The sequence below is a fragment of the Streptomyces flavusporus genome (genome assembly GCF_046267975.1).
GTDB lineage: Bacteria > Actinomycetota > Actinomycetes > Streptomycetales > Streptomycetaceae > Streptomyces > Streptomyces flavusporus.
This window is the reverse complement of the sequence record NZ_CP176503.1, coordinates 1,567,584-1,594,030: the sequence shown is the minus strand read 5'-3', so window position 1 is coordinate 1,594,030 and position 26,447 is coordinate 1,567,584. Positions and strand designations below refer to the sequence as shown.

26 protein-coding genes and 2 pseudogenes are annotated in these 26,447 nt (G+C 69.0%); 11 read left to right on the top strand and 17 right to left on the bottom strand.

Annotation, left to right across the window (positions count from 1 at the left end):
• Positions 1-92: 92 nt before the first annotated feature.
• Positions 93-530: a hypothetical protein gene (locus tag ACKTSN_RS07810; protein ID WP_409468422.1), complete on the bottom strand. Its 438-nt coding sequence runs from the start codon at positions 528-530 to the stop codon at positions 93-95.
• Between the two features lie 178 nt (positions 531-708).
• Entirely contained in the window at positions 709-1,875 is a 1,167-nt protein-coding gene (locus tag ACKTSN_RS07805; RefSeq protein WP_409468421.1) for an IS630 family transposase, read from the bottom strand.
• 240 nt (positions 1,876-2,115) lie between these two features.
• Here ACKTSN_RS07805 and ACKTSN_RS07800 point away from each other — a divergent pair, with 240 nt between their 5' ends.
• Complete coding sequence (locus ACKTSN_RS07800; protein ID WP_409468420.1) at positions 2,116-2,283, top strand: hypothetical protein; 168 nt, start codon at positions 2,116-2,118, stop codon at positions 2,281-2,283.
• Here the strand turns inward: ACKTSN_RS07800 and ACKTSN_RS07795 are convergent.
• Positions 2,264-2,509, bottom strand: coding sequence for a hypothetical protein (locus ACKTSN_RS07795; protein WP_409468419.1), 246 nt, complete (start codon positions 2,507-2,509; stop codon positions 2,264-2,266). The genes ACKTSN_RS07800 and ACKTSN_RS07795 overlap by 20 nt on opposite strands.
• A 4-nt stretch (positions 2,510-2,513) precedes the next feature.
• Here ACKTSN_RS07795 and ACKTSN_RS07790 point away from each other — a divergent pair, with 4 nt between their 5' ends.
• Both ACKTSN_RS07790 and ACKTSN_RS07785 read left to right on the top strand, forming a co-directional pair.
• Positions 2,514-3,398 carry a fructosamine kinase family protein gene (locus ACKTSN_RS07790; protein ID WP_409468418.1) on the top strand — a complete coding sequence of 295 codons (885 nt, stop codon included), beginning with the start codon at positions 2,514-2,516 and terminating at the stop codon, positions 3,396-3,398.
• Between the two features lie 530 nt (positions 3,399-3,928).
• Positions 3,929-4,153, top strand: a complete 225-nt coding sequence (locus ACKTSN_RS07785) for a hypothetical protein (RefSeq protein WP_409468417.1) — start codon at positions 3,929-3,931, stop codon at positions 4,151-4,153.
• Positions 4,154-4,220: 67 nt separating this feature from the next.
• Here the strand turns inward: ACKTSN_RS07785 and ACKTSN_RS07780 are convergent, their stop codons facing one another.
• From ACKTSN_RS07780 to ACKTSN_RS07770, 3 genes are all read right to left on the bottom strand, one after another.
• The gene (locus tag ACKTSN_RS07780) at positions 4,221-4,388 is read right to left on the bottom strand and encodes a hypothetical protein (RefSeq protein WP_409468416.1); all 168 of its coding nucleotides are present in this window, start codon (positions 4,386-4,388) and stop codon (positions 4,221-4,223) included.
• Positions 4,389-4,456: 68 nt separating this feature from the next.
• A complete protein-coding gene (locus tag ACKTSN_RS07775) occupies positions 4,457-4,669 on the bottom strand; it encodes a hypothetical protein (RefSeq protein WP_409468415.1) in 213 nt (70 codons plus the stop codon).
• 92 nt (positions 4,670-4,761) lie between these two features.
• Positions 4,762-5,052: a hypothetical protein gene (locus ACKTSN_RS07770; RefSeq protein WP_409468414.1), complete on the bottom strand. Its 291-nt coding sequence runs from the start codon at positions 5,050-5,052 to the stop codon at positions 4,762-4,764.
• A 366-nt stretch (positions 5,053-5,418) separates the two neighbouring features.
• On the opposite strand from ACKTSN_RS07770, the gene ACKTSN_RS07765 reads away from it, so the two are divergent.
• Positions 5,419-5,634: a hypothetical protein gene (locus ACKTSN_RS07765; protein ID WP_409468413.1), complete on the top strand. Its 216-nt coding sequence runs from the start codon at positions 5,419-5,421 to the stop codon at positions 5,632-5,634.
• A 91-nt stretch (positions 5,635-5,725) separates the two neighbouring features.
• Here the strand turns inward: ACKTSN_RS07765 and ACKTSN_RS07760 are convergent, their stop codons facing one another.
• From ACKTSN_RS07760 to ACKTSN_RS07750, 3 genes are read right to left on the bottom strand one after another with little or no spacing between them, the layout of a single operon-like run.
• On the bottom strand, positions 5,726-5,998 hold the full coding sequence (locus ACKTSN_RS07760; RefSeq protein ID WP_409468412.1) for a hypothetical protein: 273 nt from the start codon (positions 5,996-5,998) through the stop codon (positions 5,726-5,728).
• A 10-nt stretch (positions 5,999-6,008) separates the two neighbouring features.
• Entirely contained in the window at positions 6,009-6,197 is a 189-nt protein-coding gene (locus ACKTSN_RS07755; RefSeq protein WP_409468411.1) for a hypothetical protein, read from the bottom strand.
• A gap of 34 nt (positions 6,198-6,231) precedes the next feature.
• On the bottom strand, positions 6,232-6,477 hold the full coding sequence (locus tag ACKTSN_RS07750; RefSeq protein WP_409468410.1) for a GntR family transcriptional regulator: 246 nt from the start codon (positions 6,475-6,477) through the stop codon (positions 6,232-6,234).
• Positions 6,478-7,239: 762 nt separating this feature from the next.
• On the opposite strand from ACKTSN_RS07750, the gene ACKTSN_RS07745 reads away from it, so the two are divergent.
• Complete coding sequence (locus tag ACKTSN_RS07745; protein ID WP_409467189.1) at positions 7,240-8,079, top strand: IS5 family transposase; 840 nt, start codon at positions 7,240-7,242, stop codon at positions 8,077-8,079.
• A 204-nt stretch (positions 8,080-8,283) separates the two neighbouring features.
• Here the strand turns inward: ACKTSN_RS07745 and ACKTSN_RS07740 are convergent, their stop codons facing one another.
• Entirely contained in the window at positions 8,284-8,523 is a 240-nt protein-coding gene (locus tag ACKTSN_RS07740; protein WP_409468409.1) for a helix-turn-helix domain-containing protein, read from the bottom strand.
• A 317-nt stretch (positions 8,524-8,840) separates the two neighbouring features.
• Here ACKTSN_RS07740 and ACKTSN_RS07735 point away from each other — a divergent pair, with 317 nt between their 5' ends.
• On the top strand, positions 8,841-9,080 hold the full coding sequence (locus ACKTSN_RS07735; protein WP_409468408.1) for a hypothetical protein: 240 nt from the start codon (positions 8,841-8,843) through the stop codon (positions 9,078-9,080).
• A gap of 179 nt (positions 9,081-9,259) precedes the next feature.
• Positions 9,260-9,379 (top strand): annotated as a pseudogene (locus tag ACKTSN_RS07730) (hypothetical protein); the annotation flags it as partial.
• A 48-nt stretch (positions 9,380-9,427) separates the two neighbouring features.
• Here ACKTSN_RS07730 and ACKTSN_RS07725 read toward each other — a convergent pair.
• Together ACKTSN_RS07725 and ACKTSN_RS07720 are read right to left on the bottom strand one after the other, a co-directional pair.
• A pseudogene (locus ACKTSN_RS07725) lies at positions 9,428-11,725 on the bottom strand (xyloglucanase); the annotation flags it as partial.
• 149 nt (positions 11,726-11,874) lie between these two features.
• Complete coding sequence (locus tag ACKTSN_RS07720) at positions 11,875-14,790, bottom strand: glycoside hydrolase family 48 protein (RefSeq protein WP_409468407.1); 2,916 nt, start codon at positions 14,788-14,790, stop codon at positions 11,875-11,877.
• Positions 14,791-15,042: 252 nt separating this feature from the next.
• Between ACKTSN_RS07720 and ACKTSN_RS07715 the strand changes: the two genes are divergently transcribed.
• Both ACKTSN_RS07715 and ACKTSN_RS07710 read left to right on the top strand, forming a co-directional pair.
• A complete protein-coding gene (locus ACKTSN_RS07715; protein ID WP_409468406.1) occupies positions 15,043-16,527 on the top strand; it encodes a cellulase family glycosylhydrolase in 1,485 nt (494 codons plus the stop codon).
• Between the two features lie 76 nt (positions 16,528-16,603).
• Positions 16,604-18,325: a glycoside hydrolase family 6 protein gene (locus ACKTSN_RS07710; protein ID WP_409468405.1), complete on the top strand. Its 1,722-nt coding sequence runs from the start codon at positions 16,604-16,606 to the stop codon at positions 18,323-18,325.
• A gap of 20 nt (positions 18,326-18,345) precedes the next feature.
• Here ACKTSN_RS07710 and ACKTSN_RS07705 read toward each other — a convergent pair whose 3' ends face one another.
• Positions 18,346-19,116 carry a phytanoyl-CoA dioxygenase family protein gene (locus ACKTSN_RS07705; RefSeq protein WP_409468404.1) on the bottom strand — a complete coding sequence of 257 codons (771 nt, stop codon included), beginning with the start codon at positions 19,114-19,116 and terminating at the stop codon, positions 18,346-18,348.
• 140 nt (positions 19,117-19,256) lie between these two features.
• Here ACKTSN_RS07705 and ACKTSN_RS07700 point away from each other — a divergent pair, with 140 nt between their 5' ends.
• On the top strand, positions 19,257-20,162 hold the full coding sequence (locus tag ACKTSN_RS07700) for a class I SAM-dependent methyltransferase (protein WP_409468403.1): 906 nt from the start codon (positions 19,257-19,259) through the stop codon (positions 20,160-20,162).
• A 68-nt stretch (positions 20,163-20,230) separates the two neighbouring features.
• Here ACKTSN_RS07700 and ACKTSN_RS07695 read toward each other — a convergent pair whose 3' ends face one another.
• From ACKTSN_RS07695 to ACKTSN_RS07685, 3 genes are all read right to left on the bottom strand, one after another.
• Entirely contained in the window at positions 20,231-21,067 is an 837-nt protein-coding gene (locus tag ACKTSN_RS07695; protein ID WP_409468402.1) for an aldo/keto reductase, read from the bottom strand.
• A gap of 105 nt (positions 21,068-21,172) precedes the next feature.
• Entirely contained in the window at positions 21,173-22,999 is a 1,827-nt protein-coding gene (locus ACKTSN_RS07690) for an AMP-dependent synthetase/ligase (RefSeq protein ID WP_409468401.1), read from the bottom strand.
• A 247-nt stretch (positions 23,000-23,246) separates the two neighbouring features.
• A complete protein-coding gene (locus tag ACKTSN_RS07685; protein ID WP_409468400.1) occupies positions 23,247-24,113 on the bottom strand; it encodes a LysR substrate-binding domain-containing protein in 867 nt (288 codons plus the stop codon).
• A gap of 131 nt (positions 24,114-24,244) precedes the next feature.
• Here ACKTSN_RS07685 and ACKTSN_RS07680 point away from each other — a divergent pair, with 131 nt between their 5' ends.
• The gene (locus ACKTSN_RS07680; protein ID WP_409468399.1) at positions 24,245-25,285 is read left to right on the top strand and encodes a bile acid:sodium symporter family protein; all 1,041 of its coding nucleotides are present in this window, start codon (positions 24,245-24,247) and stop codon (positions 25,283-25,285) included.
• On the opposite strand, the gene ACKTSN_RS07675 is transcribed toward ACKTSN_RS07680, so the two are convergent.
• Positions 25,221-26,447, bottom strand: coding sequence for a DUF4185 domain-containing protein (locus ACKTSN_RS07675; RefSeq protein ID WP_409468398.1), 1,227 nt, complete (start codon positions 26,445-26,447; stop codon positions 25,221-25,223). The two genes, ACKTSN_RS07680 and ACKTSN_RS07675, sit on opposite strands and share 65 nt — an antisense overlap.

The following is a 26,447-nucleotide window of genomic DNA, read 5'->3' as shown; positions in this document are numbered from 1 at the left end:
CCTTCCTCCTGAACCTGGCACACGGGCCCGGACCGATTCGTAGCCGCCCCGGATGAGACTCAGAGGCGGCTACGTGCACGGGCCGTGGCGAATCAGCAATAGTCGGCGTTCTGCCAACCGGAGGACAGATTGCCGCTGTAGATCCATCCGTACTGGGTCATCACCCACCAGGTGCCGTAGACACTGTTCTGGTACTTGCACCCGGCGAGGATGGAAACCCCGGCGCTAGCCCTGCTGTGGTCGTAGCATTCGGAGCCGGGGCCCGTACGGACTGCGGTGTTGTCCCTGCTGACATACACCGTCGGCCCTCCGTAGATCGGAGGCGACCAGCCGCAGAGTTCCATTATGGCCGGATCCTCGGACTGGACCGGGGTGGCGTGCGCGGTCGCCGCACGGCCGGTCACGCCCCCCTGCGTCGCCGTGGACGCGCCCTGGGCGGCTGCCGGTGCGGCCTGGGCAGGCACAGCGAAGCCCCCCACCAGGAGCGCGGACCCCAGCGTCACGCTGGCGAGAGCACTACGTATGCGCATAGTCCCTCTTCCTCTCAGGTGCGTTGATAGTCATGAGCATGCTGCCCGGCGCGGTGGCGGTCGTTAGCCATCCGTGCATGGTGGTTGACGATCCGTGGCAGAAGGCGGAGTCATTGGCCGGGCTCATCAGAGCTTGCTGACGCTAAGTGGTCGGCTCCGTAAGTCCTTCGGGGGTTGATCAAGCTGCGAGGGTGACCGAGGATTGTTGCTGGTGATCGGCGGTGTGCCGGTCGAGTCTGGCCAGCAGATCGTCCAGGTCGGAGGTGGTGAACTTCCACTGGAACGGCTGTGCTGTGGCGTTGTAGCGGTCTTCGAAGGCTCGGAGCCGGTCCCCGATATGGGTGAGGTCGGTGAAGTCGTTGGGCGAGACGACCTTGCGTTGGACGACGGAGAAGTAGATCTCCACCTGGTTCAACCACGAAGCGTGGACTGGGGTGTGGACCATGACCGCGTTCGGGAATGTGCTGGTCAGCCGGTTGGCGGCCTTCTGCCCGCGGTGGGAGGAGCCGTTGTCCACGATCCAGAACACCCGTTTGGCGCTGGCGTAGGGTTCCTGGCTCATGACCTGGGCGACCAGGTTCATGAACGGGGCGATGCCGGTGCGCGGCTCGGTGCGGCCGAACACCCGGGCGTGGTGGACGTCGTAGGCGGCGAGGTAGGCCAGGGCGCCGCCGCGGCCGTAGGTGTGGTTGACCCGCATCGCCCGGGCCTGTCCGGGGGCGAGCGTGGGGTGGCAGCGACAGCGGGCCTGGATGGAGGTCTTCTCGTCCGCGCTGATGACGTACTCGTCCGCGTCGAGCGGCCGCCCCTGCCAGGTGCGCGCGTACAGGTCCAGCACACGCTCGGCCTTGGCGCGGAAGTCGGGGTCGGTGATGAAGATCCAGGAGCGGTACTGCCAGGGCTTGAGTGCGTCCTGGTCCAGCCAGCGGCGCACGGTGGAGGCCGACACGGCCGGGGTGATGCCCCGCTGTATGGCCTCGCGGGCCAACTCCGGGTACGACCAGCGCGCCAGCGGGGTGCCGGTCTCGGCGGGCAGTTGGCAGGCCAGCGCCTTGACCTGGGCGGCCTGCAGTGCGGTGAACGCGGGCGGTCGACCGGGGCGCGGGCGGTCGGCCAGCCCGGACATGCCCTCTTCGGCGAACCGGCACCGCCAGGTCCGCACGGTGTCCACATGCAGACCCGTCTCGCGGGCGATGCGCGCGTTGGAGCGGCCCCGTGCCGCGTGGAGCACGACGTGCGCCCGCATCCGGCTCTGGTGGGGAGTCTTGTGGCCGTAGGCCATCTTCTTCAGCCGGTGCCTCTGCGAGGCGGTCAGCGATATCGGGCAGGCAGCAGCAACGGGCAAGGCAGGCAGGCCGATCAGCAGAAGTGGATCTTACCGGCTGGAGCCTGCCGCACCACTGACGCGGGCGACCAGGCAGGATGACCCCATGCCCACCGTGCCTCGACCAAGACCTCCCTCACCCAGAAGCTGATCGCGCGAGCCCGTACCGCCTGGCCCAAGCTCGCCGGCCTGGACGTCCGCTACCGCGGCCAGTTCGCCTACGTCGACGGCGAACTCGCCGACGGCGAGTCCATCAAACTCATGCGTCTGCGCTACGGCGGCTCCGCCAGCACCTGGGGCTTCGCCCTCTACCTCGCCAGCACCGACAAGTACGAAGACACCACCCTGCCCACCGGCAGCTTCGCCGGCACCCCCGAAGAAGCCCTGGACTGCGCCTGCGGCCTCTACCTCACCGCCCCCGGCATCTGAGCCCGGATCCATCATCGTTGATCTCGACTACGACGAGCTTGTCACCCGCGATAAGGCCAACCTCGACATCACGTGGCTGCGCGCCGAGTCCCTTGAGGACCTCGACAACCTGCCCGCGCCCGAGGTCATCGCCCGCGAGATCGTCGAGGACCTCACAGCAGCACTCGAGGAGTTCGCCGCCGTCGCGGCGGCCATCGAGAGCGCCGGCACTCAACAAGAGGAGCACACCCGTGACAGACGCGATGTCCTTCCTGCTCGAACGCCTGCATGCGGCCGGCCTGACCGACGTCGTCGCGGCCGAGCCAGCCACTGGAGGCCTCGCCGCGACCGCCGGGCTCGCGCGCCGCGGTGACGGCACGTCGGTGTTCGTCAAGGCGTTCGGCGAGCCGCCGTCGGACGACGCCTTCGCCGCGGAGGCCGAAGGGCTCACCGTGCTGCGCGAGGCGGGCGGCGTCGCCACGCCTGAGATCATCCTCGCGGACCGCGACTTGCTCGTGCTGTCCGTGCTGCAGCCCCGGCCGGGCACCGAGGCCTTCTGGGAGCAGCTCGCGCATGCGCTCGCCCACCTGCACACCACCACGCGGTACCCCCGATTCGGGTGGCACCGGGACAACTGGCTGGGCCGTCGTCGCCAGGTCAACACCTGGGATGACGACGGATTCGAGTTCTTCGCCCAGCACCGTCTGCTGCGCTGGCTCGGCGAGCGTCGCGTCCAGGAGGCGCTCGACGCCACGGACCGGGCGGCGCTGGAGCGGCTGTGCGACCGGCTGCCCGAGCTGCTGCCGGTCAGGCCCGCGTGCCTGACGCATGGCGACCTGTGGGCGCTGAACGTCATGGCGACCCCCGACAGGCGGCCCGCGCTGATCGACCCGGCCGTGTCGTACACGTGGGCCGAGGTCGACCTGGCCCACCTGTGGACGACGGCGCCGCCGCCCGAGGCGCACGTGTTCTTCGAGCTGTACGCCGAGCTGACCGGGCTCGACCGCGACTGGCGCGAACGCATGCCGATTCTCCAGCTACGCCAGCACCTGGCCGTGATCGCCCAGTTCGACCCCGACTGGGGCGCCGCCGATCTCGTGCGCGCCACGCTCGCCCCGTTCCGGCAGCGGCCCTGAGCTCAGCTGAGTAGAAGCCAGACACAACACCGGCTCCGGAGTCAACCCCCGAAGGACTTACGGAGCCGACCACTAAGGTTGTCCGGCAACGGCGAAGACTGTCCCGGACAGCCAGCTTCTTGTCCGGCCTGGTCAGTGCCTTGTCCGGATCTCTGTCCGGGCTCGGTGTCGCGTGGCGGGAACCGGGGTTGTCGGTGGGGTTGCCACGCCCTCTTGTCTCGATCAAGCAGGCCGAACCGGCAGTTCGGAGAAGGCTGGCTCTGCCGCTCCTGCAACACCCTGGAGGGAACGCACCAAGAGCCAGACACGATCTTCTCCCTATATCGGGAGCGCAACCCGGCCGCAATCCTCGGCCTCACCATCCGCTACCTGAACCCTGTCACGGGCGAGTACGCCACACCGCAGCTACCTCGCGAGGTGGACTGGGAAGAGAAGTGGACCGACGCTGCCAGCGAGGACATCGGACTGTGACCATCGCCGTGGAACACTGACCGCGCTCGCCTCAGTCCCGATGAGAGGAATTGGTCGCGATGCCCAACGTTGAGCAGAACAAGCTGACTCCTGACCAGCAGATCCGCGCTGCCGCAGCTACCGCCGCCGCAACCATGTACGGCCACTTCATCGGCGCCACTGCCACGGATGAGGAGGATCTATACCGGCGGGAGCCGATGATGACGGAAGACACTCTCCGCATGGCCCTGCTCTTCGAGCAGTACATCCGCACTGGCACCTTCCCTGGCGACCAACGCGTCTGAGCCCGCCCCGTGCCACACTGCTCTTGGCGCTCGCCGCGCATCCCCCGTCGCGGCGAGCGCTGCTGTGTCAGCTGCTGGTGCGCCTCCAGCAGGCGACCGCGCCGAGTCCGAGGAATGCGCTGATTACAAGGTCGCCGACGACGGTTGCCGTGTCGCCGCCCTTGGTGGCGTTGACCAGGCCGCCGATGGTGAGCGCGGTGAGGAGTAGGGCGGCGAGCAGCCAGACGAGTTTCACGGTCCCCCCAGGGCGTGCGGTGAGGGCGGCACTGTAGCGGCAACGAAGACCGGCTGTGACCTGTTCGGTCAGTGCGTCCAGCTGTCGGGCCCGCCGCCGCGCCACTCGATGCCGTCGGCCCGCACGACGTCCATCTCGTCGAAGCCTTGCAAGCCCGACAGCTGGAACAGGGCGGCGATGTCCTGCACGCTGTACGCCCGCCCGAGGATCTCCCCGTCGACACGGACGCGTCGGCCGCCGTCCTCGTCGGGCGGGTAGATCACGACGCGTACTGTGGCCATGTGTCCAGGGTGTGTGCGCCCCGTGTGCGCTGCACCTTGAGTGGCAGTGGAACGCCCGCCCCTTGCTCCAGAGGCGGGCGCGTTCGCGTTTGTCAGACGGTCGGGCGTTCCTGTTCCTTCTTCTCGACCCAGAGGTCGCGGACGCTGGTGGTGAGGGTGCCCTCTTGCTGTTCGTAGTGGGAGAGGGCGATGCCGAGGCCGAAGAAGGTGGGTGCCCATTCGCCGACGAAGATGCCCCACCGGTCGGCTCGGGCGAGGCCGCCGACGGGTTCGGCTTTGAGGCTGGTGACCCAGGTGGCGACGGCAAGGCCTATGGAGGCTATGCCGGCGGCGTAGGCGTGTTCGCTGCGGATGCCCATGTCGTGCATTCTCTTGATGACCATGCTGTGCTCCGGTGGGGCGGGGGTTGTCTTTGTGGCCCGTGTTCCTCGCTTCGCCGGAACCATTCGCCACGGCTTGGGTCGAAATTGCCCGTTTCGAGCAGCGGAAAGTCGCCTAGTCGAGGATCCCCAGCACGGTGTCGGGCCAGCAGTGGGGGCAGGCGTCGGCGGCCTCTGCCATCCTGGCCGCATGCCCAGCTTCGGATACGACGTGTGCGACGGAGACGGCTGCGGAGAGCGATCGAATGAGTTCCCGTTTCTGCACCTGCCTGGTTGCAAGTACGGCACCGGTGATCCTGTGCGCGACGCAGAGATTCGCGCTGCGGCAGCACGGAAGCGGAAAGAGGAGTTCTATCGCGGCCCCCGATCGTGGTGACCAGCCCCGGCCGCTTCCACCTCACCCTGACCACCGCCGGCCGCCCGGTCGTGCACGGCTGGTGGGGGAGCGAGGCGACCGCCCGCGGGAAGCTCACCGACTGGATCGGCCTCAGCAAGGGACCCGACGCCCGCGTCACCCTCGTCGACGAGGAGACCGGCGACACCCTGGCCAGCTGGCCGGACCCCGTTGTCAGCGGCGCCTCGTAGCATGGTCGGATCCGACAGGCAGCATTACGAGACCAGTCGGGTGTGCAGTTGCTGCCCCTGCCCCGGCGTGATGCACCGGGGCAGGCTGCTGTCAGCCTGCCCCGAGCCGCGCGGCCTTCCGCAGCGCCGCCTCCACCTCGTACCGGGACTGCCCCTGCTCTTTGGCGTGCTCTGTCACGGCGGCTTGGACGTCGCGGGCGAGGTCGCGCCATGCCCGCCAGGCGGTCTCCCAGGTTTCGGTCTGCTGCGTAGTCCACCGGCTGGCGGTGGGTGGCCCGTACTGGGCGCGTAGCTCCTCGACCCGGTTGTGTGCCTGGTCGGCGGCCCGCTGCATCGCTACCAGCTCGTCGAAACTCAGTGCCACGCTGTCGAGCCTATGCCGCGGCCGTCATCCCGGCACGTTCGGCTGCGACGGCTGCCGCCCACTCCGCGACCAGCTGCTCGTACCGGGCGCGTGTCTCCCCGTACAGCCAGCCGCCGCACGCTTCAACGAGCGCGCGGATCTCCTCGTTCACGGCCGCAGCCGAGCGCACACGGCCACACGACGGGGGAGAGGGAGGCATGGATCAAAGCCTAGCCGTGGGCTCGGACAGCGGGCTACGGCTTCGGCGGGTCGTCGACGACGAACGTGCCGATGCCGACCTCGCCCCGCGCGAGACCCTGCTCCTGTAGGTGCTTGTACACCTTCTGCACGGTGGACGAGGCGATCGAGAACTCCGCGGACAGCTCCACCACGGAGGGCAGCTTCGAGCGGGCCGGGTAGGTGCCGTCGACGATCCGGTCGGCGACGATCGCCGCGACCTGCCGCCAGATGGACCGAGTCCGGTCAAGATCAACGCTCACACGGTCGACCGTAGATATCCGCAGTACACCGCGCGACCGCAGTAAAGTGCAGTCTACTGCGGTATACCGTGGAGAAGAGTCCCCGAGGCCGCGGCCCACGCAGCCTCAGGGGCAGCCGACGATCGGAGCGTCGACATGGACGAGGGTAGAGATCCTGGCCCGGATCGCCAGACCGCACCCGCCGAAGGCCCGCCACCCTGCCCCTGCGGCAGTCTCGAGCACGCGGGTATCCGCGTCGGGGAGCGGTTGTCGCCCAGCGGCGGCGCGATAGGCGGGGTCTACGTCTGCCCCGCCGAATCCCCCGCAGGCCTGCGAGGCGTGCTGTGAAACCGCGGCCAGACGACCGCGACGACATCTGCGGGCCCTGCCAGCTGGGGGAGTGCGGGCATTGCGACGGCAACCACGACCTGCGCACGGGGTCCGGGCCGGCCGTGCCGCTCACGCGATGCGCACACCGGTGCCCGCGGCAACCCTCAGGGCAGCCTGACAAACCGTCGGCTGCGGATTCCGTACTCAACCGGTACTAACCGACCGTTCAGTGGGCGTTTAGGTATGGCTTGCGGTGTTGCGTCGTTCTTGCGGCGTGATCTCTTTGGAGTGATTCACGCCCTACGTGCAGTTTCACGGCCTTCCAGGCTCCAGCCTCGGCGCCTATTTACTCCGCATCTCGCACCCAGATTCCGTCTGGTCTATGGACGTCATGGAAACGCCCAGCCGGTCAAGTACCGCTGTCAGCGGTGCTGTTCGTGTAAGAGCCCTTTCGTGAGCCAGCGCAAGCCGTACCCCAGCGACCTGTCCGACGCCCGATGGGCGTTGATCGAACCGACCTTATCCGCCTGGAGGAAAGCCCGACTCGACCGCAGACCCACCGGCCAGCCGGCCCAGGTCGAACTGCGCGATGTCTTCAACGCAATCCTGTACGTCAACCGCACCGGAATCCCCTGGAAATACCTCCCGCACGACTTCCCCAACCACGGCACCGTCTACGCCTACTACGCCGCCTGGCGCGACGAAGGAATCCTCGCCCAGCTCAACTACGACCTCACCGGCCTGGCCCGCGTCAAGGAAGGCCGCAAACCCGAACCCACCGCCTCCGTGATCGACACCCAGAGCGTCAAGACCTCCACCAACGTACCCCTGACCAGCCAGGGAACCGACGCCGCAAAGAAGATCGTCGGTAGGAAGCGGGGCATCATCACCGACACACTCGGCCTACTCCTCGCCGTAACCGTCACCGCCGCAAGCCTGTCGGAAAACGCCGTAGGAATACAACTCCTCGACCAGGCCAAGAAGACCTACCCCACCATCTCAAAGGCGTGGGTCGACACCGGCTTCAAAAACGCCGTCATCGAGCACGGAGCCAACCTCGGAATCGACGTCGAAGTCGTCAAAAGAAACCCCGAAATCCGCGGCTTTCATGTCGTCAAAAGACGCTGGGTCGTGGAGCGGAGTATCGGATGGATCATGATGCACCGCCGCCTCACCCGCGACTACGAGACCCTGCCCGCCAGCTCCGAAGCCATGATCCACATCGCCTCGATCGACAACCTCACCAAGCGCATAACGGACGAGACCACACCAACCTGGCGAGGAACTTACTAGGAAATAAACGGCAATTCGTCTACATCAAACGCCCTCTCAGTGTTGCGCACAGGAAACCCCTGGTCAGAGCCTCAAAGGTGAGCATCCGTCAACCTAATGGAATGTGTGCGAGCTGTGTAGATAAATGCAGGGTAGGCATTCCGTTACTGCGGGTTTCGTGCTCAAATTCCGATCAAGCGGCAGATAGCCATCCGTTCGAGCAGGTCACCCATGGAGGAGGTCGGTCACGTGCGCACCCAGTACCCGTGCGATCCGCGGCAGCGTGGATATGCGGGCATCCGCCTTGCCGGCCTCGATGTCCTGGTAGGTGGAGCGGCCGATGGGGGCTGCGAGGAAGACGCTCTCCTGGGTTCGGTCCTGGCGGAGGCGTTCGACGCGGATGCGGTCGCCGATGGCGCGGCGCTCCTCGAGGAGCCAGTGGTCGTCATCGGGCAGGTGGGGCATCCGACCCACGCTGGCCGGAGCATGATCACAAGTCAGCCCGGAAAACCGGGCTTTCTTTGATCTTGGAGGCCCTGCGACGGATGCTCGGCGCCTCCGCGTAGAGCAGGTGCGAAGCCCCGCAAGGGAGTTGCCACCCCCCGCTGGCAGCCCTGTGGTGATCTGGCACACGCCGCAGGGCTAAAGGTAGTGTGCGGGAATCGAACGTGTGTTCACCCAAAGGGGTGGACTGCCGACGCCCTGCGCATCCCGCTGAACCAAACGGGAACCAGCGTCACGCGCCACCACGGAGCAGGCCGGCCGACCAACAGGAGACAGGTATGGACCGCCAGCAGATCCTCGATCTGTACGAGTGGAGACCAGGGATCTGCTTCCGGCACCCCGCCAAGGGGGAAGTGCCCACCGCCGTCGTCGGCGTCATCCACCCTCGAGCCGACGGCGAGCAGGAAGTCCGTGCTTGCGAGGACTGCGTCATCGGCATGGAGGACATAAGGCGCGAGCAGGCCCGGCGGGCGGGGAGCGAGTACCGGCCCGGGCCTGACGGCGGGGCGCAGCAGTAGGGCATTCGCGCAGTTGGCGGCCATGCTGGAGGGCGGAATCCCGGGGAGAATCTGGGGAGCGGGCGGAGCGGGGGAGCGCTTGGGGAGGCCGAGTTTGGTAAGGCGCGTGAGCTTGCGTGAAGTCTCGGTAAGTAAAAGGAAGCTGGTCAGAGGTATCGCGGGGCTTTTGGCGGGCATCCACGCAGTACCGCGTGGCCCTGGCCTGGCAGAACACCGCCTACAACCAGCCGCCCCACCCGAGCTTCTTCATCGGCAACGGCATGGCGACGGCCCCACGGCCCACGGTCCACACACCGTGAACAAGGGTGGGGGCGTGCCCCGGCCGGCACGCCCCCACCGGTTCAGGCGCCGCCGGAGCCGGACGGGTCGCCGTAGATCACCCCGCGGCCGTTGGTCGCCACGTACACCCGGCCGTACACCCGCGGGTCACCGGTGATCGCCGCACCCGTCCAGCCCCACTGGTGGGCATCGTCGTTGATGCGGGTCCAGGTCGCGCCCCGGTCGGTCGAGCGGAAGATGCCGCGGACCCCGCCGATCTTCGCGCTGGTGTAGAGCGTCTGATACGAGGCACCCGGCGCCGCCTTGCCGAAGCCGATCGTGTCGGCCTGCTCGACGCCGGACAGCTTGGTGAAGGAGGCCCCGCCGTCGGTCGAGTGCCACAGGCCGTACGCGCCGTCCGTCGCACCGCCCGCCAGCCAGATGTCGCCCTTGGCCCCGGGCAGCGCCTTGAAGCGGACACTGTCCCCACTGGGCAGGCCGGTCGCGGCGGACGCGGTGAAGGTCGCACCACCGTCCGTACTGACGTAGAACTTCCCGGACTTGAAGCCGTAGAAGGTCATCGGGTCGACCCGGTCGGACTCGACGATCGCGCCCGCCGGGATGCCGGACGACACGGACCAGGACGAGCCGAAACCGGTCGCGTGGTGCACGCCCGCACCGACAGGGCTCCACACGAACCGGCTGCCGTCGGCCGCCGCCGCGACCGTGCCGCCGCCGCTCACACCCGAAGGGTCGTTCCCCGCGAACCAGTTGGCGCCGTTGTCGGTCGAGAAGGCGATATGCGGCCCGGAGTCGAGGTTGCCGACCCGCACGACCGTGTTCGGGTTGGTCTCGGCGTAGTCCAGGCTGGTCGTGGAGGTGAAGTTCGGCGACGTGTACATCATCGGCGGGACCTTGGTGAGGTCCGTGTGCCGGAAGCCGCCGATGTCACCGAGGGCGCTGAGCAGTGGAGCGCCCGACGGGGGAGAGGCGAGGTCGTTGACGGCCGTCTCCTCCAGTCCCTGCACCATCGGTTCGACGCTGAACGTGCCGCCGCTGTCCCAGTTCGTGAGGTTGTCCGTGCCGTAGACCGTGGCGCCCGTGCCGTACATCATGCGGTCCGAGTCGAACGGGTCGATCTCCAACGCCTCGGTCATCCAGCCGAGTTTCGGGGTCTGCTCGGGCGGTGACGGGTTGGCGCCCCAGGTCAGCCACGGGGAGGACGAGACGTCCATGGTGTAGCGGTTCGAGCGGTTGGGGTACGACGTGTAGTCCCAGGCCTTGGTCCAGGTGCCGCCGCTGTTCGTGGAGCGGAAGATCTGGGTGTCCGGCCACCAGGAGCTGTACGCCGTCGCCATCACCGTCCCCGGGTTCTGCCGGTCGACGGTCAGACCGCTGAAGCCGTAGTAGGTGTCGGCCTCCGCGACCGGGCTGATGTCCGTCCAGGTGCCGCTCGCGGTCGCGTACCGCCACAGCCGGCCCTTGCCGCCGTCGTACGGGCCGCCCTTGTCGCTGTACGCGAGGTACAGGTAGCCGTTCTCGGCGTCGAGGACGCCCTTGTGCGCGAGGTAGCCGGTCGGCTGGCCGGCGAGGCGGGACCAGGTGGCGCCCGCGTCTGTCGAGCGGTACACGGCGTTGTCCTTGTCGGCGACACCGACGTAGATGGTCTGCGTGGCGTTGCCCGACGTGCCGGTGGACTCGTCGAACGTGACCCACGCGATGCCCTGGTTGTCGGACGCGTAGCCGCTCGTGTCGCTGGGGTCCTGCACGTAGTTGCCGGGGTTCGGGAAGGCCGACACCTGCGACCACGTCACGCCCGAGTCCGTCGACCGCCACAGGCCCCTGCCGCTGGGCGCGCCCAGGTACAGCACACTGTTCCTGTTCGGGTCGATCGCGAGCCGCTCGCCCATGCCGCGGCCGGGCATGTTGCCGCCCAGCTTGAACGGCAGGTCGGTCTTCTGCCAGCTGGCACCCCGGTCCGAGGAGCGCATCACCGCCCCGTTCCCCGGGTCCCAGCTGTTGGTGTACGTGCCGACGGCCGCGTACACCCTGTCGGGGTCGACGGAGTCGGAGGCCAGGCTCACCACTCCGGTGTGCCCCCAGTCGTCCCAGCCGACCGAGTCCAGCAGCGGCGTCCAGGTCTGCGTCGACTCCTGCCGGCGGTAGGCACCGCCGATGTCGGTGCGGGCGTAGGCGAGGTCCTTCTCGGTGCGGTTGAAGACAATGCCGGGGACGAAGCCGCCGCCGTCGATGCGGGCGTTCTTCCAGGTGTAGGTGTCGGCGGCGATCGACACCTGCCCGGTGTCCGCCGCGAGTGAGGGCGGGGTGCCCGCGAGCAGGCCGGCGGCGAGCGCGAGCACGGCTGTGAGGATGCGGGTTCTTCGCACGGTGGGGTCCTTTCCGGAGGGGATGAAAGGGCGTGCCGACGGGGCGGCCCCCAGTCAGGGTGGGGACCGCCCGGCCTACGGTGCGTTGTCGCGCCCTCAGGGGCGCGGGGAACTGCGCGACCAGCCACAGACGGCCCGCAGCTTGCGCATTACTCGAGCAACTCCGCGTATGAGCCCAAGGCCAGCGCGATATCCGCCTGAGCCCAGAACCGGTGATACGTGAACGAAGGCGCCGCGCCGCCCGCCAGATAGCTCTCGATCTTCGACCACGCCGGATCGTCCTCGTAGAACGACCGGATCGAGTCGAACGTCGACGACGAGTTGATCGCGTCTCCGTTCGGCATGGTGCCGGTCCAGCCGCTCGGGACGTACACGCTGTCGTCGAACCGGAGGTAATCCGCCCGGGTCTCCGGCACGGCGATGCCCAGCGCGTCCTGGTGGTTGTCCCACATGCCGTCGAGCAGGGCCTTCGCGGTCGCCGCCGCCTCCGTGTCGCCGGAACGGTCGGCGTAGTACGTCAGCGTCTTGGCGTACGCGGCCGCCACGCCCACGTCGTTGGTGTAGTCCGCCACGGTGACATGAAGTCCGTTGTTGGCGCCCGGACTTGACGGGTTCCAGGTGTCGGGCTGGCCCGACCACTGGAGGGTGGACGGGATCTGGTAGGTGCCGTCCGGGTTGACCGTGGTCTCGGACAGTGCCCAGTCGACCCACTTGTCCAGGACCGCCTTGGCGTCCGCGTCACCGCTCTGCTGGTAGTACTCGGCGACCCGCTCCATCGACCACGCCTGGAAGCCGAACCACTGGTTGGACGGCGGGTCGTGGTAGACGGGCTTGTCGTCGTAGTACATGCCGTAGAAGGTCGACTTCCCGGTCGGCGGGGTGGCGTACCGCCCCTGCCAGCTGTTGGTCGCGCCGCCCGCGATGGCGCCCTCCGCGGACTGCAGCCAGCGGTAGAACTCCAGCTGCCGGTCGAGCGACTTCGCCCAGTCCGCCTGCCCGCTCGCCGACTTGGGCTTCAGGTCGGCGTAGGAGCTGAGCGCGTACGCGGCCATCGGGTTCTGGTAGCCGCCGTGCGCATGGCTGGAGCCGATGCGCCAGGCCCAGCCCGCGGAGGTGTCCAGGGCGCCGCCCCAGGCGTAGTACCAGGACAGCAGGTAGTGCGAGGAGTCCTTGCCACTGCCCGCCGGGCAGGCCGAGGCGCCCACGCAGTTGCCGATCTTCTTGAAGTACTTGTCGAACATGGCGTAGCGCAGGTAGTCGCCCATCTTCGCCGCCTTCGCGACGGTCGCGGAGACATCGCCGCCCTTGCCCTGCTCCTCGGCCCACAGGTCCGCCCAGTACGCGGCCTGCACCGCACGCGCGTCGGCGTCCGGGGCATTGGTGAACTTCCACTGCTTGGCATAGGACGCGTCACCGGTGAACAGGTCCAGATAGCCGTTCGTGCCGCCGTACTTGAAGGCGTCGCAGGTCGGCTGCGGGACGGTCTCCCACACCGACTCCTGGGAGCCGCGCTGGAAGGTGTTGATGTACGACGGTCCGGTCGCCGTCGGGCCCGCCTCGCACTTTCCGGGTTCGTTGCCGTAGCCGTACACGTTGTCGACGTCCTGCAGCCAGTGCATGCCGTAGACGTCGTCGGTGCCGTACGCGCTCTTCAGTTCGGCGGCGAGCGGGTCCTGGCCGACCGGGACACTCGGGTCGAGCTGCGCCGGGTACTGCTGCGGGGTGTCGAGTTCGGGCGCGTACGTCGCCGGCTTCGACGCGGTGTAGAAGGAGTTGGTCGGCTGGTCGGCGTGGGTCGGGATCATGTACTTCTCCATCAGATCCCAGGCGCCGTTGAACCGGGTCCAGTCGCCCGTCACCTTGCCGTACATCGCCTGCAGCCACAGCAGGTAGCTGTACGCCTCCGACGTCGTCTCATGGCCGTGGTCCGGCGCCTCGACGATCAGCGTCTCGACCGAGTGGTAGGGGATGCCCTCGGGCGAGAAGTAGCCGTTCGCGGGGTCGGTGATCTTTCCGTAGAGCTCCAGGAAGCGGGCGTCGTACTCCTTGGTCGCGGCGATCTGGGTGACTGTGACCGAGGCCTTGGCGTGCCCGGTCGCCGTCGACTCGAAGGTCGCCGCGCCGGTGCCGGAGGAGTCGGCGGTGACGGTCACCTGCTGTGCCGTGTTCCAGTTCGACGGCGTGAAGGTGAGCGAGGCGCCGCCGGTCACGGACAGGCCCGTGTTGCCGCCGGTGCGGGCGGTCGTCACGGTCACATTGGACGACGGCCGGGTCGACAGCTTCACGTCGTACGTGGCCGACCTGCCCTGCCGGACGGGCAGTTGGGTGGGCGTGGCCACCACGGCCGGTCCCGAGGCGACCGTGATGCCGACCGGTGTGGACGACGCCGATGCGCCCAGGCTGTCGTACGCCTTGGCCACCAGCGAATGACTGCCCACGGTCAACCCAGTGGCCGAGAACGAGTACGGCGCGCTGGTGTCGGTGCCGAGCAGCGTCGTGTCGTCGTGGAACTCGACCTTCGTGATCGTCGCGTCGTCGGCCGCCGCGGCGGTGGCCGCGAGGGGCACCGCATCGCCCTGTGAGTAGACCGCACCCGGCGCCGGGCTGGTCAGCACCGTGATGGGCGGCTGGTGCGCACCCGCACAGGTGGTGCCGTTGACGGCGAACGAGGTGGGCGCCGCGTTGCTGCCGCTGTAGGTGAACTGGGCACCGGTCGACACGGCCGCGCCCGCGGCGATCCGTGCGTTGTACGAGGCGCTCTGCACGGTGACCGTCGAGCCGGACTGAGACCATGTGCCGTTCCAGCCGTTCGTCAGCTTCTGGTTGCCGGCATACGCGTACGTCAGGGTCCAGCCGTCGATGACGTCCGTGCCGCGGTTGATGATGGTCAGGTCCGCGGTGAAGCCGGAGCCCCAGTCATTGGTCCGGTAGTCCGCGCTGCACTGAACCGCCGCCGCGTGCGCGGGAGTCGGGTTCGCCGCCAGCATCGACAAGGGGACTGCGAGGGCCGCCACTACGGCGGTCCATAACCGTCGCGCGGCGGTGCGTCTGTTTCTGGGGGGCATGTGCTGGTTCCTCCTTGCGGCTCGGAGAAGTCAAGGCTCGAACCAGTGGGAGCGCTCCCATAGTGGAGACGAGGGTGAAGGGGGTCAAGGTGCTTGAAGAGTCGAAAAGATTCGATGGATGCGGTTGAGGAAAAGTCAAGCAACTCCCCTGTTCTTTACCGTTACTTGGCGCTACCTTCGCCAACACCAGTGGGAGCGGTTCCATCAGTCGACGCGTCCGTCACGACGCGCCCGAGCTGCAAGGAGTCGCTCATGCGACACCCCCCGCGTTCAGGTCTTTTACTCGCCGGTGCCGCCGCGCTCGCCCTGCTGGGCACCGCGGTCGCACCCGTTGTCACGGCCCAGGGAGCCACGCCCGCCTGCACGGTGGAGTACTCCGTCACCAGTCAGTGGGACACCGGCTTCCAGGGCGCCGTGACCATCACCAACAACACGGCAGCAGTGAGCAGTTGGAGTCTCACCTTCGACTTCGCGGGCGGCCAGAAGGTCAGCCAGGGCTGGAACGCCAAGTGGTCCCAGTCCGGTACGACGGTCACCGCGGCCAACGAGAACTGGAACGGCTCACTGGCCACCGGCGCCAGCGTCAGCGCCGGCTTCCTCGCCTCCTGGTCGGGGGGCAACGCCGCACCGACGTCGTTCAGGCTGAACGGCACGACCTGCAACGTCGACACGGAACCCACCCCGACGCCCACCGACCCGACCGACCCCCCGGACCCCGGTGACGGGCCCCCGGTCCTGAGCGTCTCCGGCAACAAGCTCGTGGACGCCGAGGGCGCCACCCGGCGGTTGCTCGGCGTCAACCGTTCCGGCGGCGAGTTCGCGTGCGTGCAGGGATACGGCATCTGGGACGGCCCGGTCGACGACGCCGCGATCAAGGCCATCGCCGACTGGAACGCCAACACCGTCCGCATCCCGCTCAACGAGGAGTGCTGGCTCGGCACCTCCAACATCGAGCCGGAGTACGCCGGCGCCCACTACATCGACGCCGTCAAGGACCTGGTGACCCGGGTGAAGGCACACGGCATGACGCCGATGCTGGAACTCCACTGGTCCTGGGGCCAGTACACGGGCAACTCGGCCGGCTGCTCCGACATCCACGCCAGCTGCCAGAAGCCGATGCCCAACATGGAGTACACGCCGTCGTTCTGGTCCTCGGTGGCGGGCACCTTCAAGGACGACCCGACCGTCGTCTTCGACCTGTTCAACGAGCCCTACCCGGACCGCGCCACCTCGACGGCGGAGCAGGCCTGGACCTGCTGGCGCGACGGCGGCACCTGCCCCGGCATCGGCTACCAGGTCGCCGGCATGCAGGACCTGATCGACGCGATCCGCGCCACCGGTGCGCAGAACCTGATCCTGGCCGGTGGGCTCGCGTACTCCAACGACCTCAGCCAGTGGCTGACGTACAAGCCGAGCGACCCGGCGGGCAATCTCGCCGCCGCCTGGCACGTGTACAACTTCAACGTCTGTGCCAACGAGAGCTGCTGGGACTCCACCCTCGCCCCGGTCGCCGCCCAGGTGCCGCTCGTCGCGGGCGAGATCGGCGAGAACACCTGCGCGCACTCCTTCATCGACCGCGTCATGGCCTGGTTCGACGCGCGTGAGCTCTCCTACCTCGGCTGGACCTGGAACACCTGGAACTGCAACTCCGGTCCGGCTCTGATCTCCAGCTACGACGGAACTCCCACGTCGTACGGAATCGGGCTGCGCGATCACCTGCGCGGCCTCGACGGATAACCCGACCCCGAAACACACCAACCCAGGAACACACCAACCCAGGAACACACCAACCCAGGAAGAGGAACCCGCACTGATGAGCCGTACCAGAACAAGAACGGCACTGCTCGCCGCCCTGGCGCTCGTGGGCGGTGCCACCGGGACCGCGATGGCGGCGGCCCCCGGCGACGTCGGCGCCGCCGTCGTCCCCTGCACCGTCGACTACAAGGTGCAGAACCAGTGGGACACCGGCTTCACCGCCTCCGTCACGGTCACCAACCACAGCGCCGCGAAGAACGCGTGGTCGCTGAAGTGGTCGTACGCCGGCAACCAGCAGATCACCAGCGCCTGGAACGCGAAGGTCAGCCAGAGCGGCGCCGCCGTGACGGCCGCCAACGAGGGCTACAACGGGACGCTGGCCACCGGCGGTTCGGTCAGCTTCGGCTTCAACGGCACGTACAGCGGCACCAACGCCGTCCCGGCGACCTTCACCCTCGACGGCGTGACCTGCAACGTCGACGACGGAGGCGGCGGCCCCACGGATCCGCCGGACCCCGACCCCACCGCGCGGGTCGACAATCCCTACTCCGGCGCCAAGGTGTACGTGAACCCCGAATGGTCCGCGAAGGCCGCCGCCGAACCGGGCGGCAGCCGGATCTCCGACCAACCGACGGGCGTCTGGCTCGACCGGATCGCCACCATCAACGGCGTGAACGGCGGCATGGGCCTGCGCGACCACCTCGACGAGGCGCTGGAGCAGAAGGGCGCAGGCGAGCTCGTCGTCCAGCTGGTCATCTACAACCTGCCCGGCCGTGACTGCGCGGCCCTCGCCTCCAACGGCGAGCTGGGCCCGACGGAGATCGGCCGGTACAAGACCGAGTACATCGACCCGATCGCCGCGATCCTCGCCGACCCGAAGTACGCGGACCTGCGGATCGTCACCACCGTCGAGATCGACTCGCTGCCGAACCTGGTCACCAACACCGGCAGCCGCCCGACGGCCACCCCGCAGTGCGACGTGATGAAGGCCAACGGCAACTACGTCAAGGGCGTCGGCTACGCGCTGGGCAAGCTCGGCGACGTGCCGAACGTCTACAACTACGTGGATGCCGGACACCACGGCTGGATCGGCTGGGACGACAACTTCGGTGCCTCGGCCAACACCTTCAAGGAGGCGGCCACCGCCGAGGGCGCCACGGTGAACGACGTCCACGGCTTCATCACCAACACGGCCAACTACAGCGCCCTGAAGGAGGAGAACTTCACGATCAACGACGCCGTGAACGGCACCTCGGTGCGCCAGTCCAAGTGGGTCGACTGGAACCGCTACGTCGACGAGCTGTCGTTCGCCCAGGCGTTCCGCAGCCAGCTGGTCTCGGTCGGCTTCGACGCGGGCATCGGCATGCTGATCGACACGTCCCGCAACGGCTGGGGCGGCTCCGCCCGGCCCGCCGGCCCCGGCGCGCTGACCAGCGTGGACACCTACGTGGACGGGGGCCGCTACGACCGCCGGATCCACGTCGGCAACTGGTGCAACCAGTCCGGCGCGGGCCTGGGCGAGCGCCCGCAGGCCGCTCCCGCCGCGGGCATCGACGCCTACGTGTGGATGAAGCCGCCCGGCGAGTCCGACGGGGCCAGCCGGGAGATCCCGAACGACGAGGGCAAGGGCTTCGACCGGATGTGCGACCCGACCTACACGGGCAACGCCCGGAACAACTTCAACATGTCGGGCGCCCTGCCGGACGCACCGCTGTCCGGGCACTGGTTCTCCGCGCAGTTCCGGCAGCTGATGGCGAACGCGTACCCGCCGCTGTCGTGACCTGATCCGGTCCGCCGGGGTCATCCCTCCCGGGACAGACCCCGGCGGATCGCGAACTCCACGGCCGAATAGTCCCCGTCGGCCCGGTCCAGCTCCACCTGCTGCGCCGGAGACAGCGGCGGCTGCGCCATGAAGCGCGGCCGGGTGCCGTGATGCGGCTGGGCGGCGTGCACCAGGAACGGATGACAGAGGTACACGTCGCCGGGACGGCCGGTGGCGTACGCCTGCGGGCGGTGCGCGGAGGCCGCGTCCACCTTCGGACCGAGCTCCAGGAAGGAGGCGCCCGCCTCGCCGTACGGCTCCAGGACCGGCGGTACGTCAAGATGCGAGCCGACTCTGATGCGGGTCGGGGCGTCCGTCTCGGTCACCTCGCTGAACAGGAACAGCATCAGCAGGGCACGGTCCCTCGACCGCACGTTGGTGTGCCACAGGGTCGCACCCTCGGGAAGGTAACTGCCCTCGACGTGCCAGCCCGCGTCGTCCGGCTCCTCCTCGTGCGGGAACCGCAGCGGGAAACTGCCCAGCGCATAGCGCGGCACCCAGCGACCCGCGCCGACCAGCACGTCGAACGCCTCGTGCAGCACGGGGGAGTTGGCGGCGGCGGCGAACGGGCCCTGCGCCATCGCGGCCACCCAGTGCACCGGGTCCTTCCACGTGCCGGGGTCCTGCGGGTCGTATCCCGTCTCCCGCCACAGCAGCCGCGCGCAGTCCTCGGCGACGCGTGGCGGGAAGGCACCCTCGATCCTCACGAACCCGTCCTCGAGGAACCGCTCCACCATCTCGTCGTCCATGCCGGCCATGGTGGGTGAGCCCGGCGTGTGTCCGCATCCCATTTTCTGACGCCCGTCTCTTTGCAGTTCCGGCAACGGAACTTGCCCCCTGGTGGTGCGCCGCCGCACGCTGGCCGTATCCGGAGGAGAGGCTGACCACCATGGCGCACGACCACGAACACGATCACGGCCATCACCATCACGGCCACGGGCATCACGACCACGCCGACATCGACTGGGCCGAGATGGGCCCCCTGCTGGAAGCGCAGGCGGAGCTGTTCACCCCGCTGTACGAGCGGGCGCTGGCCTGGCTCGCGAAGCGGCAGACCGACCCGGGGCTGATCGTCGACGCGGGCAGCGGTCCCGGTGTGGTCGCCTGTCTGCTCGCCGAGGCCTTCCCGGGTGCCCGGGTCGTCGCGGTCGACGGCACCGAACCGCTGCTGGAGCGGGCCGGTGCCCGGGCGAAGCGGCTCGGCGTCGCCGACCGCTTCGCCACGCTCTCGGGTGACCTTCCTGAGATCCTCGGCGATCTGAACTACCCCGCCGACCTGCTGTGGGCCAGCCGGAGTCTGCACCACCTCGGCGACCAGCGGGCCGCGCTCGCCGCCTTCGCCGGGCACCTGGCACCCGGCGGCACGCTCGCCCTCATGGAGGGCGGGCTGCCCTCCCGGTTCCTGCCGCGTGACATCGGCATCGGCCGTCCCGGACTGCAGGCGCGGCTCGACGTGCTGGAGGAGGAGTGGTTCGCGGAGATGCGCTCGTCCCTGCCCGGTGCCGTCGCCGAGACGGAGGACTGGCCGGCGCTGATGACCGCGGCGGGTCTGAAGCCCACCGGTACCCGCAGCTTCCTGCTGGACCTGCCCGCCCCGGCGACCGGCCGGGCCCGCGCCTACATCGCCGCCTCCCTGTCCCGGCTGCGCGACGCCTTCGGCGACCAACTCGACGCCACCGACCGCGCCACCCTGGACCGACTCCTCGACCCCGACGACAAGGCGAGCGTCCATCACCGTCCGGACGTCTTCATCCTGGCGGCGCACACGGTCCACACGGCGACCAGGACCCTGTAGACCGACTGACGTATGCGAAGCGCCCCGGGAACCGGTGCGGTCCCCGGGGCGCTTCGGCGTATGGTGCGTCAGCCCATGTCGAACGTGGCCGGGTCCGGGCCCAGCCGCCGGTCCTCGTTGAGCGCGCTGATCGCCGCGAGGTCCTCGGTGTCCAGCGAGAAGTCGAAGACGTCGATGTTCTCCTCGATCCGGGACGGCGTCACGGACTTCGGGATCACGACGTTGCCGAGCTGCAGGTGCCAGCGCAGCACCACCTGGGCGGGCGTGCGGTTGTGCTTCTGGGCGATCGCCACGATCGCCGGAACCTCCAGCAGGCCCCTGCCCTGGCCGAGCGGCGACCAGGCCTCGGTGTGGATGCCCTGCTCCGCGTGGTACTCACGGGCGGCATGCTGCTGGAGGTGCGGGTGCAGCTCGATCTGGTTGACCGCGGGGATGACCGACGTCTCGGCGATCAGCCGCTCCAGGTGCTCCGGCAGGAAGTTGGAGACGCCGATGGCGCGGATCCGGCCGTCGGCGTGGAGCTTCTCGAAGGCCTTGTACGTGTCGACGTACTTGCCCCTGGACGGCAACGGCCAGTGGATCAGGTACAGATCCACGTACTCCAGGCCGAGCTTGCCGAGGGAGACGTCGAAGGCGCGCAGAGTGGACTCGTACCCCTGGTCGCTGTTCCAGAGCTTGGTGGTGACGAAGAGCTCCTCGCGGGGGAGCCCGGAGGCGGCGATCGCCTTGCCGGTGCCCTCTTCGTTGCCGTAGATCGCCGCTGTGTCGATGCTGCGGTACCCGGCCTCAAGCGCCGTCGCCACCGCCCGCTCCGCCTCGTCGTCCGGCACCTGCCAGACGCCGAAGCCCAGCTGGGGCATCGCGACGCCGTTGTTGAGGATGATCGGGGGGACCTTGCTGCTCACGAGCTCTTGATCCTTCGGTTGTCGTCAGGTGGTACCCCTATCGTCAACGATCACGAGCCCCCATGCATTCCTGACCGCATAATCCGCCGGAATCAGATGCGCGCCTCACGTCTGGTACAGGGCGTTCACCTCGTTGGCGTAGGCGTTCTCGATCGCCTTCCGCTTCAGCTTCAGGGACGGGGTGAGGAGCCCGTGCTCCTCGGTGAACGGCTGCGCGAGGATGCGGAAGGTGCGGATCGACTCGGCCTGCGAGACAAGCGTGTTCGCGGCGACCACCGCGCGCCGCACCTCGGTCTCCAGATCCTGCTCACGCACCAGTTCGGCGGGGGACAGCTGGGGCTTGTTGCGCATCTGGAGCCAGTGTTCGACGGCCTCCTGGTCCAGGGTGACCAGGGCCGCGACGTACGGGCGGTCGTTGCCGACGACGATGCACTGGGCGACCAGCGGGTGGTCGCGTACGCGTTCCTCCAGCAGTCCCGGCGCGACGCTCTTGCCGCCCGACGTGACAAGGATTTCCTTCTTGCGGCCGGTGATGGTGAGGAAGCCGTCCTCGTCGAGGGACCCCAGGTCGCCGGTGGCCAGCCAGCCGTCGTGCAGGGTCTCGTCGGTGGCCTTGGGGTTGTTGAGGTAGCCCTGGAAGACGTTCGGGCCGTGCAGCCAGATCTCGCCGTCGTCCGCGATGTGCACGGTCATGCCGGGGATGGGCTGCCCGACCGTGCCGTACCGGGTGCGGTGCGGCGGGTTGGCGGTCGCGGCCGCCGTGGACTCGGTCAGGCCGTACCCCTCGTAGATCGGCACGCCCGCGCCCGCGAAGAACAGCCCGAGCCGCCGGTCCATCCCCGAGCCGCCCGACATCGCGTTGCGCACCCGGCCGCCCAGCGCGTCGCGGACCTTGGAGTAGACGAGCTTGTCGAAGAGCTGGTGCTGTATGCGCAGACCCGCCGACGGACCGGGCCCGATCCCCCACGCCTTGGCCTCCACCGCGTCCGCGTACCGCACGGCGACGTCGACGGCCTTCTTGAACGGACCGGCCTTTCCCTCCCGTTCCGCCTTGCGGCGGGCGGCGTTGAAGACCTTCTCGAAGATGTACGGCACCGCGAGGATGAACGTCGGCTTGAAGGCGGCCAGGTCGGGCAGCAGGGCGGCGGCGTTGAGCTGCGGCTGGTGGCCGAAGCGGACCTTGCCGCGGACGGCGGCGATCTCCACCATCCGGCCGAAGACATGGGCGAGCGGCAGGAAGAGCAGCGTCGCCGCCTCGTCGCCCTTCTTGGAGTGGAACACCGGCTCCCAGCGGTTGATGGCGGTGTCCGCCTCGTACATGAAGTTGCCGTGCGAGATGACGCAGCCTTTGGGCCGGCCGGTGGTGCCCGACGTGTAGATGACGGTCGCGACCGAGTCCGGGGTGACCGCCTTGCGGTGCCGATGCACCACCTCGTCGTCGAGGTGGGCGCCCGCCTCGTACAGCTCCTGGACGGCGCCCGCGTCGAGCTGCCACAGCCGGCGCAGCCGGGGCAGCCGGTCGATGACGGTGGCGATCGTCATCGCATGGTCCTCGTGCTCGACGATCGCGGCCGTCACCTCCGCGTCGTACAGCATCCAGAAGCACTGCTCGGCCGAGGAGGTCGGGTAGACGGGCACCACCTGGGCGCCGATCGTCCACAGGGCGAAGTCGAACAGCGTCCACTCGTAGCGGGTGCGGGACATGATGGCGACCCGGTCGCCGAACCGGATACCGCGGGCGAGCAGGCCCTTGGCGAGGGCGAGGACCTCGTCGCGGAACTCGGCCGCGGTCACGTCCCGCCACTGTCCCGACTCGTCCTTGCGGCCGAGCGCGATGTGGAGCGGGTCTTCCTGGGCGTGCTCGAAGACGGCGTCGGCCAGACCGCCCACCGGGGGTGCCAACGCCAAGGGAGGATTGGTGAACTCGCGCAAACCCGTTCCCCGCTCTCTGTGACGGCTCCCTGTGACGCTCCGCACAGGCGGTGAAAGCTACCTCACACGCAGTCGGGACGGGAGGGGGTGCGAAAGCCGGGCAGTGCTCAGGTATGCGCTGGTCAGCGGGGAAAATACGCGCACATGGGGAAGGGTCGGACAGATTCCTGACGGTGGAGTAAGTTTCGGTGCCGTAATCTCCACGGAATCTGTACGACCCGATTACGGCCCCGCGTCGGCCGGAACGTCAGCGCCGGTGCAGCCGGTCGCCCGCCGCCAGGATCGCCGTGGCCAGGGCATCGGCGGGCCCCTGGGCGGCGGAGGGCCGGCGGTGTCCGTGGATCAGGACGAAGTCGACCTGGCCGAGCTCGGGCAGGCCGAAGCGGTCGGACATCCGGACCAGGCCGGGTGGGACGAAGCCCCGGGAGTGGGCCATCACGCCGAGGCCCGCGCGGGCGGCCGCGATCAGTGCGTTGAGGCTGCCGCTGGTGCAGGCGATGCGCCACTCGCGCCCCTGCCGCTGAAGCGCATCCAGGGCGCGCTCGCGGGTGATGCCGGGCGGGGGATAGACGATCAGCGGGACCGGACGGTCGGGGTCGAGGCGCAGACGTTCCGCGCCGATCCAGACCAGCCGGTCGTGCCACACCAGCTCCCCGCGCGGATCCTCGGTCCGCCGCTTGGCCAACACCAGGTCCAGCTTCCCGGCCGCGAGCTGCTCGTGCAGCGTCCCCGACAGTTCGACGGTGAGCTCCAGGTCGACCTCGGGGTGGTCGTGCCGGAACCTCTCCAGGATCTCCGGCAGCCGGGTCAGCACGAAGTCCTCCGAGGCGCCGAAGCGCAGCCGGCCGCGCAGCCGGGTGCCGGTGAAGAACGCCGTGGCCTGCTCGTGCACCTCCAGGATCCGGCGCGCGAAGCCGAGCATCGCCTCGCCGTCCTCCGTCAGCTGCACGGAGTGGGTGTCCCGGCTGAACAGCTGCCGTCCGGTGGCGTCCTCCAGCCGGCGTACGTGCTGGCTGACGGTCGACTGACGCAGCCCAAGCCGCCGCGCGGCCTGGGTGAAGCTCAGCGTCTGGGCCACCGCGAGAAACGTCCGCAGGTGGGAAGGGTCGTACACCGTGCCAGCCTATCGCCGATCGTGATGACAGTCAGAGTGGTATGCCGGATTCCCGATCGACCTGCCGAGGAGCAGGATGGAGAGGGGACCTCTTGGCTCCCGTACCGCCGAGCACAAGCAAGTGGAGCACCGTGAAACGCCTGCGATGGCCGCGTTGGCTGCCGATCGACCCGTACATCCTGCTGCTGCTCGGGACGGTGGGCCTCGCGGCGCTCCTCCCGGCGCGCGGTACGGGGGCCGACGTGGCCTCCGGCGCCTCCACCGCCGCGATCGCCCTCCTCTTCTTCCTCTACGGCGCCCGGCTCTCCACCCGCGAGGCGCTGGACGGGCTCAGGCACTGGCGGCTGCATGTCACCGTCCTCGCCTGCACCTTCGTCGTGTTCCCGCTGCTCGGCCTCGCCGCCCGCGGACTGGTGCCGGTGTTTCTCACCCACTCGCTGTGGACGGGCCTGCTCTTCCTCACCCTCGTCCCGTCGACCATCCAGTCGTCGATCGCCTTCACCTCGATCGCCCGCGGCAACGTGCCCGCCGCGATCTGCGCCGGCTCCTTCTCCTCCCTGGCGGGCATCGTCATCACCCCGCTCCTGGCGGCCTCGCTGCTCGGCGGCAGCGCCGGCGGGTTCACCACGGACTCGATCGTGAAGATCGTGCTGCAACTCCTTGTGCCGTTCCTGGCCGGGCAGCTGCTGCGCCGCTGGATCGGAGGGTTCGTCACACGCCACCGGAAGGGCCTCGGCCTCGTCGACCGCGGGTCGATCCTCCTCGTCGTCTACACCGCGTTCAGCGAGGGCATGGTCCAGGGCGTCTGGCACCAGGTCAGCCCCGCCCGGCTGGGCGGACTGCTCGCCGTCGAGGCGGTGCTGCTCGCCGTGATGCTCGCCCTGACCTGGTACGGCGCCAAGGCGCTGGGCTTCAACCGGGCGGACCGCATCACCATCCAGTTCGCCGGCTCGAAGAAGTCGCTGGCCTCCGGACTGCCCATGGCGAGCGTGCTGTTCGGGGCCGAGGCGTCGCTGGCCGTGCTGCCGCTGATGCTCTTCCACCAGATGCAGCTGATGGTGTGCGCGGTGATCGCCAAGCGCCGCTCCCACGACCCCGTCGAGCCGCTCACCGCGCGGGCGTCAGCCGCAGCGTCACGAACCGCGGTCGGTACAGGCTCACGTTCCCGTTGATCTGCGCGGACGCGCCCGTGGTCGCCAGCCAGTTGACGTCGTAGCTCAGGACGAGGCGATCCTTGCCGCCGACGTCGGGGTGCGCCTGCGGGTTGTACGCGGCGACCCCGCCGGCCGGCAGCGGTGGGCTGAAGCTGCGGGTCGGCCCGTGCCACGGCCCGGTGGGCGAGCAGGCCCAGTACGACGTCACCGTGGTCAGCCCCCGCGCCCCGGCGGCCATGGTGAACAGCACGTACGTGTCCTCGTCCCGGACCACCGAGAACGCGCTGCCCACACCGGTGCGCCGCTGGTCCCCGAGCACCGGAGCCGGACGCGACCCGGTGACCCATGCGGAGCCGTCCCAGTACTCCCAGGCGGCGGGGTCGGCGAGCCCGCCCGCCGGCACCCGCGCCACATACGCGGAGGAGGTCGGGCGGGACGCGGCCTGCCCGTCGTTGCCGCCGAAGACGTAGGTCCAGCCGCCGTCCGTCAGCAGCGTCGTCCCGAACAGCACGCGCCGGGACGGGTCCGGCACCCGCTGCTGGTCGGACACCCTGGCGATGCCCTCGACGCGCAGGTCCGGCAGGGACAGCGTGGCGACTTCGGTGGCGAGGGGCACGCCGTAGATCCACGGCGCCTGGCCCGCCGCTCGCGTCCACAGCAGCACCCGTACGACCTGCTCCGACGAGCCGGGGGAGCGCGGCTCGACCCGGGCGGCGACCGGCCAGCGCCACTGGTTCGGGGCCGGGTCGGGGAAGAGGGGCGCGGGCAGTGTCGTACTCAGGCGGCCGTCGGACATCACCACAGCCGAGTTGCGCACCAGCGGCGCTGTCGTGTCGCGCCAGGCGTACGACTCGCCGGACGGGTTGGGCGGGGCGTGCACGGGGCCGAGGTAGGTGTCGGAGAACAGCCACAGCACCCGGCCGTCCGGCAGCCGCAGCGAGTGGGTGCCGTCGCCGCCGGTCCAGTCGTCGGTGCGGGTCGCGTCGTCGCCGTAGCGGGCGAACTCGGCGGTGAGCTCATCGTCCGGCGACCAGGACGCGACCGTACGGGCCTCGCACGCGGCGCCGCCCTCCCGGTCGTCGTCCGGGAGGGCGGTGAGCAGCACGGCCGCGAGAACCAGGGTCAGCAGCAGGCCGACCCCGGTTCCCGTCCGCTGTCGTGCACGTATGTCGTCGGGCAC